10 protein-coding genes are annotated in these 16,236 nt (G+C 49.5%); 2 read left to right on the plus strand and 8 right to left on the minus strand.

Annotated features, from left to right (window positions below; genetic code table 11):
• Positions 1–138: 138 nt before the first annotated feature.
• The 3 genes from KJW29_RS18870 to KJW29_RS18880 form a co-directional block, all read right to left on the minus strand.
• Complete coding sequence (locus tag KJW29_RS18870) at positions 139–1,506, minus strand: ABC transporter substrate-binding protein (RefSeq protein WP_209071886.1); 1,368 nt, start codon at positions 1,504–1,506, stop codon at positions 139–141.
• 67 nt (positions 1,507–1,573) lie between these two features.
• Positions 1,574–2,401 (minus strand): carbohydrate ABC transporter permease, encoded by an 828-nt coding sequence (locus tag KJW29_RS18875; protein WP_209071887.1) that lies wholly within the window; start codon positions 2,399–2,401, stop codon positions 1,574–1,576.
• A gap of 15 nt (positions 2,402–2,416) precedes the next feature.
• Complete coding sequence (locus KJW29_RS18880; protein WP_214625732.1) at positions 2,417–3,316, minus strand: carbohydrate ABC transporter permease; 900 nt, start codon at positions 3,314–3,316, stop codon at positions 2,417–2,419.
• A gap of 374 nt (positions 3,317–3,690) precedes the next feature.
• Here KJW29_RS18880 and KJW29_RS18885 point away from each other — a divergent pair, with 374 nt between their 5' ends.
• On the plus strand, positions 3,691–5,127 hold the full coding sequence (locus tag KJW29_RS18885; RefSeq protein WP_209071888.1) for a hypothetical protein: 1,437 nt from the start codon (positions 3,691–3,693) through the stop codon (positions 5,125–5,127).
• 157 nt (positions 5,128–5,284) lie between these two features.
• Here KJW29_RS18885 and KJW29_RS36840 read toward each other — a convergent pair whose 3' ends face one another.
• From KJW29_RS36840 to KJW29_RS18905, 4 genes are all read right to left on the minus strand, one after another.
• Complete coding sequence (locus tag KJW29_RS36840) at positions 5,285–5,395, minus strand: S-layer homology domain-containing protein (RefSeq protein WP_371822916.1); 111 nt, start codon at positions 5,393–5,395, stop codon at positions 5,285–5,287.
• A 246-nt stretch (positions 5,396–5,641) separates the two neighbouring features.
• On the minus strand, positions 5,642–8,659 hold the full coding sequence (locus KJW29_RS18895) for a glycoside hydrolase family 2 TIM barrel-domain containing protein (RefSeq protein ID WP_087568997.1): 3,018 nt from the start codon (positions 8,657–8,659) through the stop codon (positions 5,642–5,644).
• 167 nt (positions 8,660–8,826) lie between these two features.
• Positions 8,827–10,386: a sulfatase-like hydrolase/transferase gene (locus tag KJW29_RS18900; protein WP_214625733.1), complete on the minus strand. Its 1,560-nt coding sequence runs from the start codon at positions 10,384–10,386 to the stop codon at positions 8,827–8,829.
• A gap of 73 nt (positions 10,387–10,459) precedes the next feature.
• Positions 10,460–12,706: an FAD-dependent oxidoreductase gene (locus tag KJW29_RS18905; RefSeq protein WP_214625734.1), complete on the minus strand. Its 2,247-nt coding sequence runs from the start codon at positions 12,704–12,706 to the stop codon at positions 10,460–10,462.
• A 145-nt stretch (positions 12,707–12,851) separates the two neighbouring features.
• Between KJW29_RS18905 and KJW29_RS18910 the strand changes: the two genes are divergently transcribed.
• The gene (locus KJW29_RS18910; protein ID WP_214625735.1) at positions 12,852–13,655 is read left to right on the plus strand and encodes a helix-turn-helix domain-containing protein; all 804 of its coding nucleotides are present in this window, start codon (positions 12,852–12,854) and stop codon (positions 13,653–13,655) included.
• A gap of 80 nt (positions 13,656–13,735) precedes the next feature.
• Here KJW29_RS18910 and KJW29_RS18915 read toward each other — a convergent pair whose 3' ends face one another.
• Positions 13,736–16,090 carry a beta-galactosidase gene (locus KJW29_RS18915; RefSeq protein WP_214625736.1) on the minus strand — a complete coding sequence of 785 codons (2,355 nt, stop codon included), beginning with the start codon at positions 16,088–16,090 and terminating at the stop codon, positions 13,736–13,738.
• Positions 16,091–16,236 lie beyond the last annotated feature (146 nt).

Consider the following 16,236-nt stretch of genomic DNA (forward strand, 5'->3'; position numbering starts at 1 on the left):
TTTTTTCTCTAGCTTCTGTGGGCTTCTTTTTCTGGTATTCTCAGATTATTGGTTTCAGTATACGCTTGAGATTTACGGTAAATTGGTCATTGCACCTTGCGATTCCATGCCATGCAGCCCCGAGGATGTAGCCACATGTTACTTCGCCTGAATGATTTTATCTCCGCGTTCTTTAATGTTGGCGATCGTTGTTTTTAGATCATTCTGTTTAACCAAATACTTTTCAACTTCTTCTGTAATGATCTTCTCATAATTGACGTTGTTAGCGCCCATGATTTTCTCTCCAACAAATATCGCATCCGGGCTGGTAAAAATATATTCAAGCTGCTCAACTTTAATATCGTCACCCGCTAAAGACTCGCCAAACACTTTAAACAATTCATTCTGCTCCACGGTGCGATTCGCCGATTCAGAGGAATCGGCATACTTGGCAGACAGTCTGCTCAGATCAAGACCGATTTCTAATGCAAGCTTGGGGTCTGCCGAAGTCGGCGATATAGCAAGACCATTTACAATTCCCCAAGTTTTCATCTTATCACCGCTATCTACCGGCATTGGGGCAACGCCAATCTTCCAATCTCTAGGGAACTTTTCTTTGTCCGCAGCCCAAGGCAATACCCAACCGCCTTGAATATCCATGCCATATTGGCCGTTCATAAAGGACGTTGCGCCTGTTTTTGAAGTGATTGTATTCGCATGCGTTGGCGTGCTTTCATCGATATGCATCATATTGAACAAGCGTTCCATCGAACGGGCGAATGCCGGATTTTCGATATTGGACAACCCTTGGTCGTTGTAGAAGTTCTCTCCTCCGCCTAATTCCATAATGGCATCTCCATACCAGAACGTGCCCCATGGCAGATAGAATGCACCATAAGTCTTGTCAGCACCAGAACCACTTGTCAGCTTCTTGGCTACATCGCGATACTGATCCCAGGTCATCGGAATTTTGTCATCGGGATAAGGTACACTGGTTTTATCGAAGATGGATTTATTATAATAAAGCGCCCACCTTGTGATATTGTGCGGAACCATGAAGATTTGGCCGTTGTTGCTTGCATTCTCTACATAAGGACCAAACTCTTGATTGAAATCAACTCCTGTCTCTTTGATAAGATCGTCAAGAGGAACAATCGTACCTGCGTCGGCCCACTGTTGTTGAATAATCGGATTAGCAACAATAATGATATCCACTTGCTTACCGCCAGCGATTGAGATCGGAACCGAAGTCAAAAAGTCTGCTTCTCTTCCGTGAAATTCGAAGGCAACATGACTGTACTTATCCAGGGTTTGAATTTCTTCCATAGCTTTTTTCATCTTAATGTCCTCATCAATACCGTTAAGATGAATAATCATTTTAATTGGATCTTTTTTAGCAACACTCTCCGGCGTACTAACACTTTGGTTAGTTGCCGTTGAGTTGCTGTTTTCCGTAGAGTTGCTGCATGCACTAAGCACTACGAATGCCAGAACCGCTACAAGAAGTAAACTAACTGTTCTTTTCATCTAAATTTCCCCTTTAATATTTATTGATCAAGCAGTACAAAAACTGCTTAATTTCGATCTGTTGCAATTACCCTTTGACCCCGGACATGGCAACCCCTTCAATAAATCGTTTCTGAGCAAACAGATAAACCACGATAATCGGAATTAATGCTAATGTTGCTCCAGCCATTTGGACGGCAAAGTTGCCCGAATATTCACCCTTGAAACTGGCAATTCCTACGCTTAATACTTGCTTATTCGTATCGTTGATATAAATTAAAGCGCTGAAGTACTCATTCCAGCCCCAAGTGAATGCAAGGATAAACAAGGCTGAAATTTGCGATTTGGCTAGCGGAAGTACGATTCGGAAGAAAGTCGTATATTCATTGCACCCGTCAATTCTCGCCGCCTCTATGAGATCATTCGGAATTGAAGTAAAGAATTGCCTCATCAGAAAAATCGAGAAGGCATTGAACATCCAAGGAAGAGCAACGCTAAGCACATTGTCGATTAATCCCATGGACTTGAAAATCATAAACTGGGGAATGATACGCACTTCTACCGGAATCATCATCGTTGCGATGAAGATGAGAAATATCGCATCTCTACCTTTAAAATTGAGTTTCGCAAAGGCATAGCCAGCAATCGTGCTTACTGTCAGAACCAACACAACGATATATATCGTCACTAACGCCGTATTGGCATACCAGGTCGCAAACGGGAAGTCGGTAACAGCCATTGCATAATTACTAGGATTAAACTTTTTGGGAATCCATTCAATCGGCATCTTGAATACGTCACTCTCATATTTAAATGACGCCGATAACATCCAAGCAATCGGAAACACCATAACAATACCAACAACGGCTAACAATGCGGTAAGCAGCGTTCTGCCGCCAAGTGTACTCTTAATCATGACTTCGCTGCCCCCTTATACATATTTGACCCATTTCTTCTGACCGATCCATTGAATTAACGTGATGATCACTACCAGCACGAAGAATACCCACGATACGGCTGAAGCGTAACCCATATGATATTGCTTGAACGCCGTATCATAGATATGGTAGACGATTGTCATAGAAGCCGTGCCTGGCCCGCCTTGCGTCATTACCTGTACTTCAGCGAATACTTGAAAGGAAGAAATAACCGACGTAATGATGAGAAAGAATGTCGTAGGCGAGCTGATTGGTACAGTTATATGAAAGAACTGTTGCAGTTTGTTGGCCCCGTCTATCGAAGCTGCTTCATAATAACTTTTGGATATTCCTTGCAAGCTCGCTAGATAAATAACGGTGCAATATCCAACGTTCTTCCACACCCAGAATAATGCGATTGTAGGCAACGCCCACTTCACGCTTGTTGCCCAGCCCGGTGTGGATTCAATGCCTAACGAGCGCAAGAAAGAATTGATAGGACCAAACTCCGGATGGAATAGTGCCGAGAATACCAATGCCGAAGCCGTAATTGTCGTTATATATGGCACAAAATACACAGCCCTCAACAGTCCGCGTCCGAAAATTTTGGCGTTTAACAGGTTGGCGATAACAAGAGCTAACACAATTAAAAGCGGGACCCCCATTATCATTAGCAGCAGATTATGCAGCAGGCCAGATCGGAAGTATTCATTTTGAAATACCTCTTTATAGTTATCTAGTCCGATGAACGTCGATCCTGCGGCTCCTTTGAACATGTTCCAATCCATAAAACTTAGGTACAAGGAATTGAACAAGGGATAAGCCATAAACATTAGGAACCCAATGACGGCAGGTATTATAAACGAATAGCCTACCAAATTTTTTCTGATGCTTCTCTTCCACCTCAGATTCATCCACTCCCCGTAGTCATGCCATGATAGCTTTGTTTTTGATCAAGCTCAACATACTATACTTAAAATCACTATTTATATTTAGATAATATTGAAAGCACTTTCATGTGTCAAGTTAAAATTTTATATATCAATAACAAAATTATATATAGACATATTCAACTTAAGCATGTACTCCTCTTATTTTGTCTATATATAAATATGTTGACTATATTTAAAACAAGCATTACAATTTATTACAGCGTAGCTCGTGAAGACGTTAGACTGTAATCGCTTTCATTTATCGAGAAAGGAGAGTTGAGTCGCCCCCCTTACATGTCAAAATACGAATTCAATTCATTCGGCATTTAAATTTTTTATTCAGGAGGTAATTGAAGATGCTAAACAAAATGTTGTTCAAACAAGTATGCTTGACCATAATTGCTGCATTAGCAATTATGGCTCTTCAAGTTCCACAGTCTGCTAAAGCAGCCGATCCCGTAACTTATCAAGGACTTGGCAAGGCCGTGTACGCGGGTAAGACTTACTTTGAAAATAAAATAACATCAACAACAAAGGTACTCGTAACACCAAGCGATACGTTAAGTTCAATTCAAACAAAGCTTGACGCCGGTGGCATCATTCAATTCGCGGCCGGCACATACAATTTAGGCGTCATGAAAATCAACCAATCCAATACTCGCGTGGAGGTTGATCGCAATGCCATCTTCAACATGAACAGCAACATCTTGTTTGATATTCGCCCGGCAACTGTGACATCACCAAGAATCGAGAATGTAGAAATAGCATCGATTGGCCCAGGCCGCTTTAAAATTAATACAAATGGCAATGTTGGCGGCGATAAGCGCCCTGTTCGATTATCAAATGTGAAGAACTTTGCTGTTTCCGGAATTAATATTTCAGGAAATTACGAGGGACAGCCCTTTATCGTATTAGCACCCTATCAAGACGGTAGCCCTGGGACTATATTGGTAGATGGCCAACAAACCTATAATCCCATATTCGGACTCGTTCCTACCTACGGCGTGATTCAAAATGTAGGGGCTACCAAGATTCACGGCGGATATGCCACAGTACAAATGTTTGGTGGAAACAACGTCCTTATGCGTAATATTGACGGAGATAATGGAGTAACTGTCCGTTTAGAACCGGGCAGCGGAAAGAATACGGATTATATAAGCATGTCCGGACCAGATCTGGGAGCCTTACACAATATCGCACTGGTAAATATCAGCAACACAAACGGTTTTGCAACGGTCTATTTGAAGCCCCATGCTAAACTTAACCACAATATTACCTTAGCGAATATTTCAGCAGTCAACAGCGCATTCGCCATACATGCAGATGTAGCTAAGTTTAAAGCAGATGACAATGTCACGGTTTCTTATGGAGGTGACACCTATAATGTTCACAGGCAGCGCGGGCGTTTTGAAAATGTAAAGCTCAAGGGGGAAATTTCACTAACACAACAAGGAACAGATAAGCTAGCCTGGTTCGCTATTAGTGATCTTCTGTATATCGAATATAGTAAGCGAGACGGAGCAGGAAATTATTCGGATTACGCTCCAAACATTGAAGGCTCCAAACGTCTAACGACTCCAGTCGTACCCGTGCTTATGATTTCGCAGGAATACCGGTCGGATACCGAGTTCAGTATTGAACGCGGAAATTATACGATGGATTTCACTACTGCCAACATTCAGTCTATTGGATTCACTCATTCCTTAGCTACGAATGGAGGCGTACTTTACAGAGAAGATGGCAGAACGAAAACAAACAAACCATTGACGGCGGAACAAATCATGGATTATTAACTTTTAAGTCGCAATAATACAAGCAATCTGCGAGCAACTGCGCTTGCGACTTGTCGCATTTATTTCCGGTAAACCTGGCTTTCGAGATTCATAATAGCCTAGAACACAGAATGACCGATGAAGCACTTTGCTGTGCTTCATCGGCCTTTGTGTGTCGTTAGTTATTTGTCGTATTTAGCTGAAACAATCGATAGATAAGCATAGCTGCTTCAGCTCTTGTAGCAGACTTGTGTGGCCCGAAACGTCCGTCTTCGAAACCAATCATGATTGCCGACTCCGTTTACGATCCCTCTGACAGCCAACGCTTCAATCCCCTCCCGGGCCCATAGAACAGTGTCAAGATCCTCGAAAGAATGCTTCTGCTACATCAGTGTCCAACTTATCTGGGTCGACAAGTTGGACTGACATCTCGACATGATCTGAGGAAGACCCTATGTACCGTAATCAACCATAGAGGGAACGATGCCGTTGCCAGTCCCATATCCTCCGTCAGGACGGCTAAGTTGAAGGGCTGCTATTCGTCTTCTGTCAGGATCGGTGCGATTCGCAGCTCAAAGGCCATCTCCTTATCGCTCAACTGGTACTGCTCCAGTAGATCGGTTCCGCAGGAGCTGGAGCCGATCCCGTTCATCTTGTAATCCAGATGCACGATCGTCTCCTTGCGCCTACGCAGGGAATGCGTATGCTTCGCCTGGGTCATATCCTCCGGCGTGTAATGGAGCGCCTGGAACGAGAACTCCGAGCCCGGGCTGGTGAACAGGAGACCCATGCCGAGTGCATTGCTGACGGAGGCCCACTCCGTACCGTAACGCGAGCCGTTCTCCTGCGGCACTACATACGAATGGTGCATATCGTCGACGGTCAGCTCATATTTGCCCTTTCTGACGCTTTGGCGCTTGTCAATATAGCTTTCATGAGGTCCGTAGCCGAAATATTCCACCTGCTCATTTCCTGCCGGCATGACGAGTTGCAGTCCGAAGCGAGGCAGGTATGGCAGATCCTCCCGCACCTGAACCGAAGTCTTCATTGTAATGACTCCGGCACCGTCAACCTCCCACACGGCCTTGCCCTTGAGTAGCGGCTGCTTGATGTTGCAGGTCAGTGCGAAGTCCACTTCAATCTGAACCCGCTTCGCCGACACATGGGTGACCTCTGCGCGGTAGACCTTGGTCATGGCGCGCTCATAGCCTTCCTTGCTCCAAAGCACCTTGATCTTGCGGTCATTATCCGCCGGCGCACGCCAAATACTGAACTGCGGCTTGCCTTGAATGAGCGGCACGCCATGCTTGGTCACCTTGGTAAACGCTCCGGCGTGGAGATCGAATACATGAAGGAAATCAAAGCCTTCCACGATCACCTCATCGTCCTTCTGCTCCACGGCGATGTCCGGCCATACCCGCAGCTCCGCAGCCGGTGCAGGCACTGAAGCAGGCACCGGCAGCTCGAACTGCTCATTGGTCAGCTCATGACCTGAAGCTGCCCAAAGCTTGTCTGTACGCTGCGTCACGAACAGGCTGAGGAACCAACGTCCCGCCGCATTCGGAAGCGAATAAGGAATGGTAACGAGCTCCGTTCCGTGAGGAGGCGTCTGCAACGACGGCAACTCGCCCTGCTCCACAGTTTCACCATCACGCTCGACCCGCCAGCTTATCACGACATCCGAGAGGTCGATGAAATCATAGCGGTTCGTCACGCGAACCTTGCCTTCGGCGGCAGCTTCAGCCTCCAACAGCACCGGCGCCATAACTTTCTTCAGCTCCAGCAGGTTGGTATGGGGAATCCGGTCCGGGCTGACCAGCCCGTCAATGCAGAAATTACCGTCGTTCTGCACATCTCCGAAATCACCGCCATAGCCAAAGAACATCTGCCCGTCTAGGGATTGAGTTTTGATGCCGTGGTCGCACCATTCCCAAACGCAGCCGCCCATCAGCTTCGGATACGCATAGATAACGTGCCAGTAATCCTTCAGGTCTCCGCAACTGTTGCCCATGGCATGGCTATACTCGCATAGCAGGAGAGGCTTGGTCTGGCTCTCATCGCTGCCGTAGGCGACCATCTCCTGCACGGTGGCGTACATTCTGCTATTCATATCAAGGCAGCTGGTATCGGGATGGCCGTTATATTTCAGCGCCGCCCCTTCATAATGCACAAGCCGGGTCGTATCGCGTTCTCGGGTCCAACGTGCCATCGCAATATGATTTACGCCATAGCCGGATTCATTCCCCATGGACCAGATCACGACAGACGGATGGTTCTTGTCCCGTTCGACCATACGGACAGCACGGTCCAGAAACGCCGCTTCCCACTCCGGATTCTTGGTGAGCATGTGATAATCCCCAGCATGCAACACCCCGTGCGCCTCCAGATCGGCTTCATCAATTACATAGAAGCCATACTGGTCGCACAAATCCAGGAATCTCGGGTCGTTCGGGTAATGGGAGGTACGGATCGTGTTGATGTTATGCTGCTTCATAAGCTTCAAATCCTGAATCATATGCTTCAGCGGAATCGTCTGTCCCAACTCTGGATGGGAATCATGGCGGTTAACACCCTTCAGCTTGATGTCCTGGCCGTTGATGCGGAAGACCCCGTCCAGCACCTCTACCTTACGGAGCCCGACATGGAAATGCAGCACTTCGCCAGCACCACTCACAAGCAGCGAATACAAATACGGATTTTCTGCACTCCACAGCATAGGGCTTGCAATGTCCAACCGAAGCGTTTCCTTGCCTTTCACCCGGGCAGTGCTTGCGCCGATCACGCGCCCCTCGGCATCCAGCAGCTGAATCTGCACCTCTACGCTGCCCTGGCTCTCGATATCACAGCGCAACAAGGCCGACTTGTAATCCGTAGATAAATCAGCTTGATAGAACACGTCGCGGATCCGCTCATTGCTGCGGGCGAGAAGATATACATCTCTGAAAATGCCGGAGTAGCGCCACGCATCCTGATCCTCCAGATAGGTGCCGTCGCACCATTTGAGCACCATAACAGCCATGCGGTTTCTTCCGCTGCGCACATAGGAGGTCAGATCAAATTCTGCCGGAATGCGGCTGCCCTGGCTATAGCCGACAAAAGTACCGTTAACCCACAAATAGAAACAGGAATTCACGCCTTCAAAGACGATGTGTGTGGCCTGGTCCTTCCAATCGGTGCAAACGTTGAACTCCCGGATATACAAGCCCGCCGGATTCTCGTCCGGAACGAAGGGCGGATCGCACGGAATCGGATAATTCACATTGCAATACTGCATCTGGTCATAGCCGTTTGACTGCCAGCAGGAAGGCACAAGCAGGTCATCCCAGCCGGAGTAATCATAAGCCTCCTCGTAAAAAGCCTCCCGCACCTCTTGCACGCTGCGGTGGTAGCGGAACTTCCATTGTCCGTTGAGTGTTTGGTAATAAGGGGATTTCCCTCGCTTCCCCTTCCTCGCCGATTCTGTATTAGCATACGGTATATAGTAAGCTCTCGGGGCTTCCCGATTGATATGAAGCACGTCAAGATTTTCCCAGACCTTCTTCAGATCCTTCATTTAAATAACCTCCTGAGTACAAAATATGATGTTTCAAAGTTTCGGATGCCCGATATCGGCATCCGAGGCCTTATTCCCATCATATCTGCTGGGCAGAGCCTTTTGCCATGCACATACCCTAACAATAGTAGTACTATTTTTACCTTCTCGCGAGAGTAGTACTATCATTACTTCTTAATACCCTGCCGTACCAGTTGCTTGACGGTTCCACCCGCTCTCATCAAGGTCTGCATTCTGGCCAAATTGTCCCCCTGCATCAAATGGTAGTTGTTCACAGTATTTCGAGCTTGCTGCATATCTTCAAGGTCGGCTAACGGCCCCAGTCCGTCCCGCCACTCTGTAAGCCGCTGAAGCAGCTCCTCCTTGATGTCGGCATAGTCCGGAGTATGGAACAGGTTATGTGATTCTCCGGGGTCCTGCTCCAGCTGATACAGTTCGCCCTCCACGACGTCCTCAAGGAACATATGCGTGAACTTCAAGCAGTGGTCATTCATAAGCCGATCGTGAAGCTCCTCCTGTCCTGGATACCAGGTGAGCTTCCATGGCCCCTTGCGGATCATTAGCGCCGGCTCGCGCTGCAGGCCGCCCGTGAAGATATGCCCGAACACTTCGTTCTTGGCAGCTCCCGGCTCTTTGTTGAGCATCGGCAGGAGTGATTGTCCCTGCACGCAGTCCGGGATGTCGATGCCGGCGGCATCCAGAAGGGTCGGCATGATGTCTACAATTTCTGCGAAGGCCTCATAGGTTCCCTGGAGCATGTTCTTAGGAAACTTGATCAGGAGCGGAATCCGGGACACCTCTTCGTACATAATCCCCCATTTCTCGATAAAGCCATGCTCTCCCATCATCGAGCCGTGATCCGATGTAAATACGATAATGGACTCATCGTACAGGCCAAGCTCCTTCAGCTTCGCCAGAACCTGGCCAACACGGTCATCCACATGCGTGACCAGACCGTAATAGCTGGCCATGCTCTTGCGGAAATCCTCCTCCGTCAAGCGGTTAAACCCGCGCGCCCGGTAGTAATAGCGATGCAGCAACGGCTTGGTGGAGAGGTCCTCCCTCCAGGTATCCGGCAGGGGCATTTCCCGGTAGTCATACATCGACGCATAGGGCTCCACTGGAAAATACGGCGTATGCGGGTCAATGATCGACAGCCGGTGGAACAAGGGCCGCTCACTGTCCTTCAGGTCATTCAGCCGCTTGATATAAGCCTGTGTCAGCAGCGAATCAGCCGTTTCCTCGGGCTTCTGCGGGTTCACTCCGTGAATGACGAGCGAAACCTCGCCTTCATTTTTCTTATATACACTCTTCTTCAACAGCTCGCGGTCCGTGACGCCGAACACGCCGACCTCTCCGCCGGCAAACTGCCCGCGGGGATAGTGCTCCTCAAAGCCGAAGGAGCCCGGCGTATTATAGTGGATTTTTCCGTAGTTGATCGTATGATACCCTTGATGGCTCATCGTGCTGTAGAGTGACATTTCATCCTCCACCGGGGCGAAGGCGTTATCCAGCACGCCGTGGCTGAGGCCGTAGCGTCCGGTAGCCAGGCTTACGCGCGCCGGGGCGCACATTGGGCAGTTCGTATACGCATTCGTAAATACAGCACAGTCCTTCGCAAACGCATCCAGATGGGGCGTCTGCACTGTGCTATGGCCCATATATCCCAGCGTGTCCGCCCGCAACTCATCGGTCATTATAAAAAACACATGCGGCTTCTTGGCCATCCCATTCATGCCTCCTTTTTACTTTGGCTTCTACAGTCTCGTCCTTTGCGCCGCGCGCAGACTTGCGACAGCCCTACTCGTATGCCCGAATCTCGTACACACCTATCCTCTTCGCGCCATTGGTCCGGTGGAAGACGACCTTCAGCTCATCCGTCCAGACCGGATCAAAGCACAGCTTGTTGACGCGCTGGTAATTGTCTGTCACCGAGATCAGCTCGTGGTAATCCCCATTCTGTTTGCAGTAGACGGTATAGTCCTTCACCAGGGTCTGGAATACCGTGAAATCCTGATAGATCTCAAGGTTGTCATAGTGATAGTTCAGATTGGAGTCAAAGACGAGCTGGATCCGGCTGACGTTCCGAGCTTCCTGAAAAGCCACGGTAATGGACTCATCCCCTTTGGTCAGTGCAGACAGCCACATGTTAGGCAGGCCGTGGTTTCTCGACAGTCCGTTGTTCAGGTTGCCCCCGTTATAAATGTCCTGGTCCGTGCCTGTACGGTAGCAAGGAAGCCCCTTCTCCGCTCGCCACATTTCTTTCTTCACCTCCAGGGTATCTATATCGCAGAAGGTCGTGCGACGGTTCATGGCATGCTTTTTCAGGAAAAATACGCCGTTTAGTTCGTCATCGCACATGCCCAACTGAATCGACTCATTCGGCTCAAATTCAATGAACAGCTTGCCGCTCTCGCTCTTGCCGTTCAGCGGCAGGTTCACCCAACGAAGCTCTGACGAGGCCGGTACGGTAATCTCGCCCTCATACAACTTGTGCTGCGGTGAATAGTTCTGCAGCTTCACCGGCGTGTAGACGGTATACCGGAGACGGCTTTCGCTCTGGCTGCTAAAGCGCAGCGCCACCTGTTGAATTGGCTCTTTCACAGGCACAATGAAAGCATACCGCCCATCCAGCGGCAGGCTGAAATCCGCACTTTCAAGGAAGGAAGGCTGCACCGAACTGACCTGAATATCGGCGTGACGGCACAAATCCAGCGGATCATGGCTGCGCTGCCCGATGATGTATTGGTCATTCGCCATCAGAAGCTGCTGCAGTTCCTCCATATGCTGCTCGTAAATGGTTCTTGGCTGCACATTGTATTTCCTGCACAAGTGGGCAGCGGCGGCACAGGATTGCCCCAGCATTGCAAGCGTAGCCATAACGCGGGTAGAACCGAAGGCCACGTGAGTGGTGGACATGCAGCGGCTGGCCACAAACAGATTGTTTACATTTTTGGAGTAGCAGCTGCGGTACGGAATGGAATACACTCCCCGCAACACGAAGTGGCGGGTCGTCATATCCTTCGAGAAAAAACCTTCGACCGCATGCAGGTCAATCGACCAGCCGCCATAACCGATCGTGTCCTCGAAATCCTTCTGCTCAACGACATCTCCTTCGGTCAGGATATAATCCCCCATCAGCCTTCTCGATTCTCTCTTCCCCGGAACGCCGCTCACATACTCAAGATCATATTGGGAAGCATCGTAATTTCTGCTGTTCTTGATATGATTCCAGATTCCGTATACGAGCTCTCTGTGGCTTTGCATAATTTCCTCGTTCTGGCTGATCGGATCCTTCCCGTGGCCAATCTCATAAAACCACTGCATTCGGTATGCCTCATAACGCGAATTGCCCGGAATGCGATCTGGAATCTGCCGATACTGGAGCGCTTCCTCTACCTTCAGGCTTTTGGCGAATTCCGGCATGACGAACCGCGCAGGGCGTCCGGTGTCCTTTGAATACCAGGACAGGGTGCTCAGCAGCATATTCTCGTCCGCTTCATCCGGGGCGATCCGTTCATTGAATTCCGACTTCGCTTCCCTTCCCGTGCGATACTCCGCACCGGCAAGATAGCCCATCGTTCCATCCCCGGTATCATCGAGAAACAGCGGGCTGTAAAAGTCAAAGCGCTTCTCCGCCCCCAGCTGCGATCCTGACACATACAGGATGTTACCGTTTCCATCCGTTTCGACTTTATCAATATTCGTATTCAGAAATAGAGATACATTGGGCTCTCCCAGGACAAAATCCAGCAGAATCGATTCCCACAAATACGCATTGCCCTGCGGATTCCGGTACAGGTTCTCGAGGCGCAGCTCTTCCATAATGCCTGACTCCCGTGCATAGAAGTTAAACTCCTGAGCACCATCGGCACCGACTACATTGATCCGGTTCTCCGGGCTCGCATTACCGCCCAAATACCCCCGGTTGTTGATTAATGACACCTTCATGCCGAGCCTTGCAGCCTGAATTGCAGCACAGATGCCCGGCATTCCGCCCCCGACAATCGTCAGGTCCCGCTCCACCTTGATGGGTGTAAATTCCATCAGACTTCCTCCTTCGCATTTACCATATATCCATATGATAGTGCAGCGTCAGAGCTTTAAAAATACATGGGAATGCAAAATTGATATCTTATTTCAACTTATATACAATGTTTCTAAACGAAAGGCTGAAGGGGGAACCGTGCAAATGGAGCAGCGTGTCATGATAAACCGCAGCGAACTGCCTGCTTTAATTACGATGGGGGTGTTCAAGCCGGCGCAGCCCTGGATTCACGTTGACCGGATCTTGCATATGGATACCCTGCTGTATGTCGTGGACGGAGCCGTTTCCGTGTGCGAGGAGGATACCGACTATACGATCGGCAGCGGACAAGCTTTTTTTCTCAAAAATCAGTGCCGTCACTGGGGAAAAGCCCCCGTCGCGCCCGGCTCGACATGGTACTGGGTCTCCTTCGTACCGTTCCAGCCCCGGGCGGAGCAAGAGCCGCTCTTTCTACCCAAGCAGTTCACCTTATCCTCACCGGAGTCGTTTATCGATATCCTGAACACCATGCTGAGGCTGTACCGTTCTGCTGCCCCATTCAGTACCGAGCGCATGAACGGCTTGCTCTATCAGGCGCTGTATGAGCTACTGCAGCAGGATCTGCGGCGAAGGGACGAGCACCGTGCCTCCGCGCTCTCCTCCAAAATCATGGCCTGCCTGAAGCATCAGATTGAGCAGCCCTTTGACAGCCGGAGGATTGCCAACAGTCTAAGCATGAACTACACCTATTTAGGGCGGGTGTTCAAAGCCGATACCGGAAGCACGATCAATGAATACTACCGCAAGCTGAAAATCCAGCGCGCAATTGAGCTGATGCACGCTGAAGCGCTAAACATATCCCAGATCAGCGAGCAGCTGCAGTTTCCGAACCCCTATTATTTCAGCCGGGTGTTCAAGCAGGTCACCGGATTGTCGCCGCGCGATTACCAGCAGCAGCTGTATCGGTAACAAGAGAAAGGGACGATCCGCCGAGCAAGCTTCGGTAGATCGTCCCTTGTTGTTATCTTAAATTGACTAGCATGTGTGCTTTATGGCACCGGCTTAACCTCCAGTAGCAGCACCTGCTCCGAGCCCAGGCTGAAGCTCGCAGGCGAGCTCTTGCCGGTCATCAGGTTTTTGACGGTGACATTTTTATTGTTCGCCATTTTCAGACTGATATTGGATGTGTTCTTCCCTATGTTAACGATCGTCATCAGGTAGGTGTTCGCGCCATTTGGCACGACCCGCCAGAAGGCTCCCTTGGATGGCAGGCCATTATTCTCCGTCAGGACAACCGGTGGCAGCTGACCTTTGGCCGACAGCTCTATCATTACCTTGGATGCGATGCCGGACACCGCATTGTTTGTCATCTTGATCAGCTTGCCAGATCCTGCGGTCAGGGTCTTTGCGCGAGGCCGCTTGTATTCATTGAACTTGAGGCTGACATCATCAATGATTACCGTTCCCCCGTTGTCCAGATAAATTTGCAGCGCGTTAAATTCCGCTTCGGTTACTTCTTCGGTCTTGCGGACTACGATGACATCCCAATCCGTGTTCGGCTGCTTGAAAATAATGTTCTTCGTTGCAAAGCCGAGCGGTACCCCGCTAAAGTACATAGACTCATACAGATCGAATTGATCCTCCATATAATTATAATCATTGATTGCCGCTGCTTCGGAGTAGAACAGGCGAACCGGCTTGCGCTCCCGCTGGAATTTGACGATCTCATTCGAGAAGGCGTTCATGTCCATCATCGTCTTGGTGAGTTCCTGCGCCACTCTCGGCTGCTGTGCCACAGAGGCAGCATACGACTCACCAAGGCCGCCTGTCGCATTTTGCAACCGCTCTTCAATCGAGCCGTCGGCGTTACGACCCCATAACCATGTCAGACCTCCGTTCAAGCCGTGAAGCGTGGTTTGCCAGTATGTGGAGCGAACATACTCGGGCTTCATGTACAGATCTCGGTATTGTGTAGTCGAAAGCAGATGCACCTCGGAGTTAAAGTGTGGCTTGTTCGGGCTGACGGAATCCATAAAGTCATACGACATCGCCATCTCCTCCCAGTAGTAGGCGTACTTGGACTCCCAGCTCTCCGGACCCGTGCTGTTCATGTTACGCTTGCGGATCTTCGCATCGTCGCCGATGATCTCTGTCATCTCTGTCAGCGCCTCAAAGTCGATCCCGTGATCACGAGGGCCCTCGACGAAGAGGTCCGGCATAATCTTCAGCTGTGTCCGGGCCGCTGGATCATATTTCTTGATCTCATCATGCAGGAAGGTCAGCCATTCTGTTCCCCGGTCCATATTGAAGCGTGACCAGTCATACCGGATTGGAGTGTTCTCGTAGGACGCATCCAGTGGAATGGAAAGATTCACCTGGTTGAAGCTGGTGTAGCTCGTCTCCCACAGCCCATTCAGCTTTGCAATGGTGCCGTGCTTGGCCTCAAGCCATGTTCTGAATTTGCTCATCGTGTACGTAGAGACGTTTGAAACGGCGGCCCAATGCCCTTTAGCCGTAAACCAGTGCGGCTCATTGGCGAGAATGTAACCGAGCTTGGTGTAATTTTTGCCGGCCGTCGTCGGGATCGTTCCCTTGAAGACATCCTTCCAGATTTCCCGTACCTGAGGGTGGTCAATGTCATATTTGGTGAAGAAGCTCTGTCCCTTCAATATTTCTGGCCCATACTTGGATGCTGCCCATTGCGGCAGCGGATCATGCCACAGCATGAGGTATCCGGCTGTATTGGTCGGGCGATTCTTTAGATCAGCCAGCTTGGTCTGATCGATTGTCCCGGCCTCGTCCAGGGCGAAGATCGGGCTAATGGCCTTCGGATGATCCAGCTTGCCCAAGTATTCGTTATACAGTGTCGGATCGGAAGTTGTAATATTCAGCGGCTTAGAGAAGTAATCGTACAGGAACACCGGCTTTCCGTTTGACATGAATTGATCGTTCTGCACCGTAATGTTCGACCAGTTCACCTTCGGTACTGCCCGGCGCGTCACAGCTCCGTTGATGACCTGTGTCAGTTCGGATTTGGCCGTATCCAGCATTTGAATGACTTCTCTGCGCTCAAAATTGGGCAGGCCATTCGCAAGCTGCTGCGCGTTATTCTGGAACATTTTTACTCGTTCGAACTGTGCCTTGTTCTTGGCAACGTTGGCAGCGTCCCAGTCTGCGTATTTAATAAACTCACTTGCCATCCATACCGCACTTTCTTCCCGGGTGGTGTCAATTCCACTTCCTTTCGCCTGTGTGATCAACGCGTTCAGCTCGCCCATCTTTCTGACGGCCTCCTGCTTCGGGGTTTCAGCAGCTAATGCGATTGACGAGCGGTCTGCTGCGGTCATACCCATGATCAATCCGACACACAAGGTCAGGCTGATCAGCATCTGTTTTGTTCCCATTCACGCACCTCCGTTTAAATTTAAAATTTAATTTCACATTTATATTATTTTACATGAGTTGTTAAGTAAATACATTTTTTGTATTTTCTAAAATTATTAATGTAGTAACTTTAGGGCATGCAGGAAAAGAAGCACGCTCTGTTCAG

This window comes from Paenibacillus agaridevorans, from assembly GCF_018604145.1.
GTDB classification, from domain to species: Bacteria; Bacillota; Bacilli; order Paenibacillales; family Paenibacillaceae; genus Pristimantibacillus; species Pristimantibacillus agaridevorans.

Bases quoted from the DNA above. Each gene is read 5' to 3' on its own strand.
- KJW29_RS18885 (WP_209071888.1), top strand. From the start codon at position 3,691: ATGCTAAACAAAATGTTGTTCAAACAAGTATGCTTGACCATAATTGCT.
- KJW29_RS18895 (WP_087568997.1), bottom strand. From the start codon at position 8,659: ATGAAGGATCTGAAGAAGGTCTGGGAAAATCTTGACGTGCTTCATATC.
- KJW29_RS18915 (WP_214625736.1), bottom strand. From the start codon at position 16,090: ATGGGAACAAAACAGATGCTGATCAGCCTGACCTTGTGTGTCGGATTG.
- KJW29_RS18870 (WP_209071886.1), bottom strand. From the start codon at position 1,506: ATGAAAAGAACAGTTAGTTTACTTCTTGTAGCGGTTCTGGCATTCGTA.
- KJW29_RS18875 (WP_209071887.1), bottom strand. From the start codon at position 2,401: ATGATTAAGAGTACACTTGGCGGCAGAACGCTGCTTACCGCATTGTTA.
- KJW29_RS18900 (WP_214625733.1), bottom strand. From the start codon at position 10,386: ATGGCCAAGAAGCCGCATGTGTTTTTTATAATGACCGATGAGTTGCGG.
- KJW29_RS18910 (WP_214625735.1), top strand. From the start codon at position 12,852: ATGGAGCAGCGTGTCATGATAAACCGCAGCGAACTGCCTGCTTTAATT.
- KJW29_RS18905 (WP_214625734.1), bottom strand. From the start codon at position 12,706: ATGGAATTTACACCCATCAAGGTGGAGCGGGACCTGACGATTGTCGGG.
- KJW29_RS18880 (WP_214625732.1), bottom strand. From the start codon at position 3,316: ATGAATCTGAGGTGGAAGAGAAGCATCAGAAAAAATTTGGTAGGCTAT.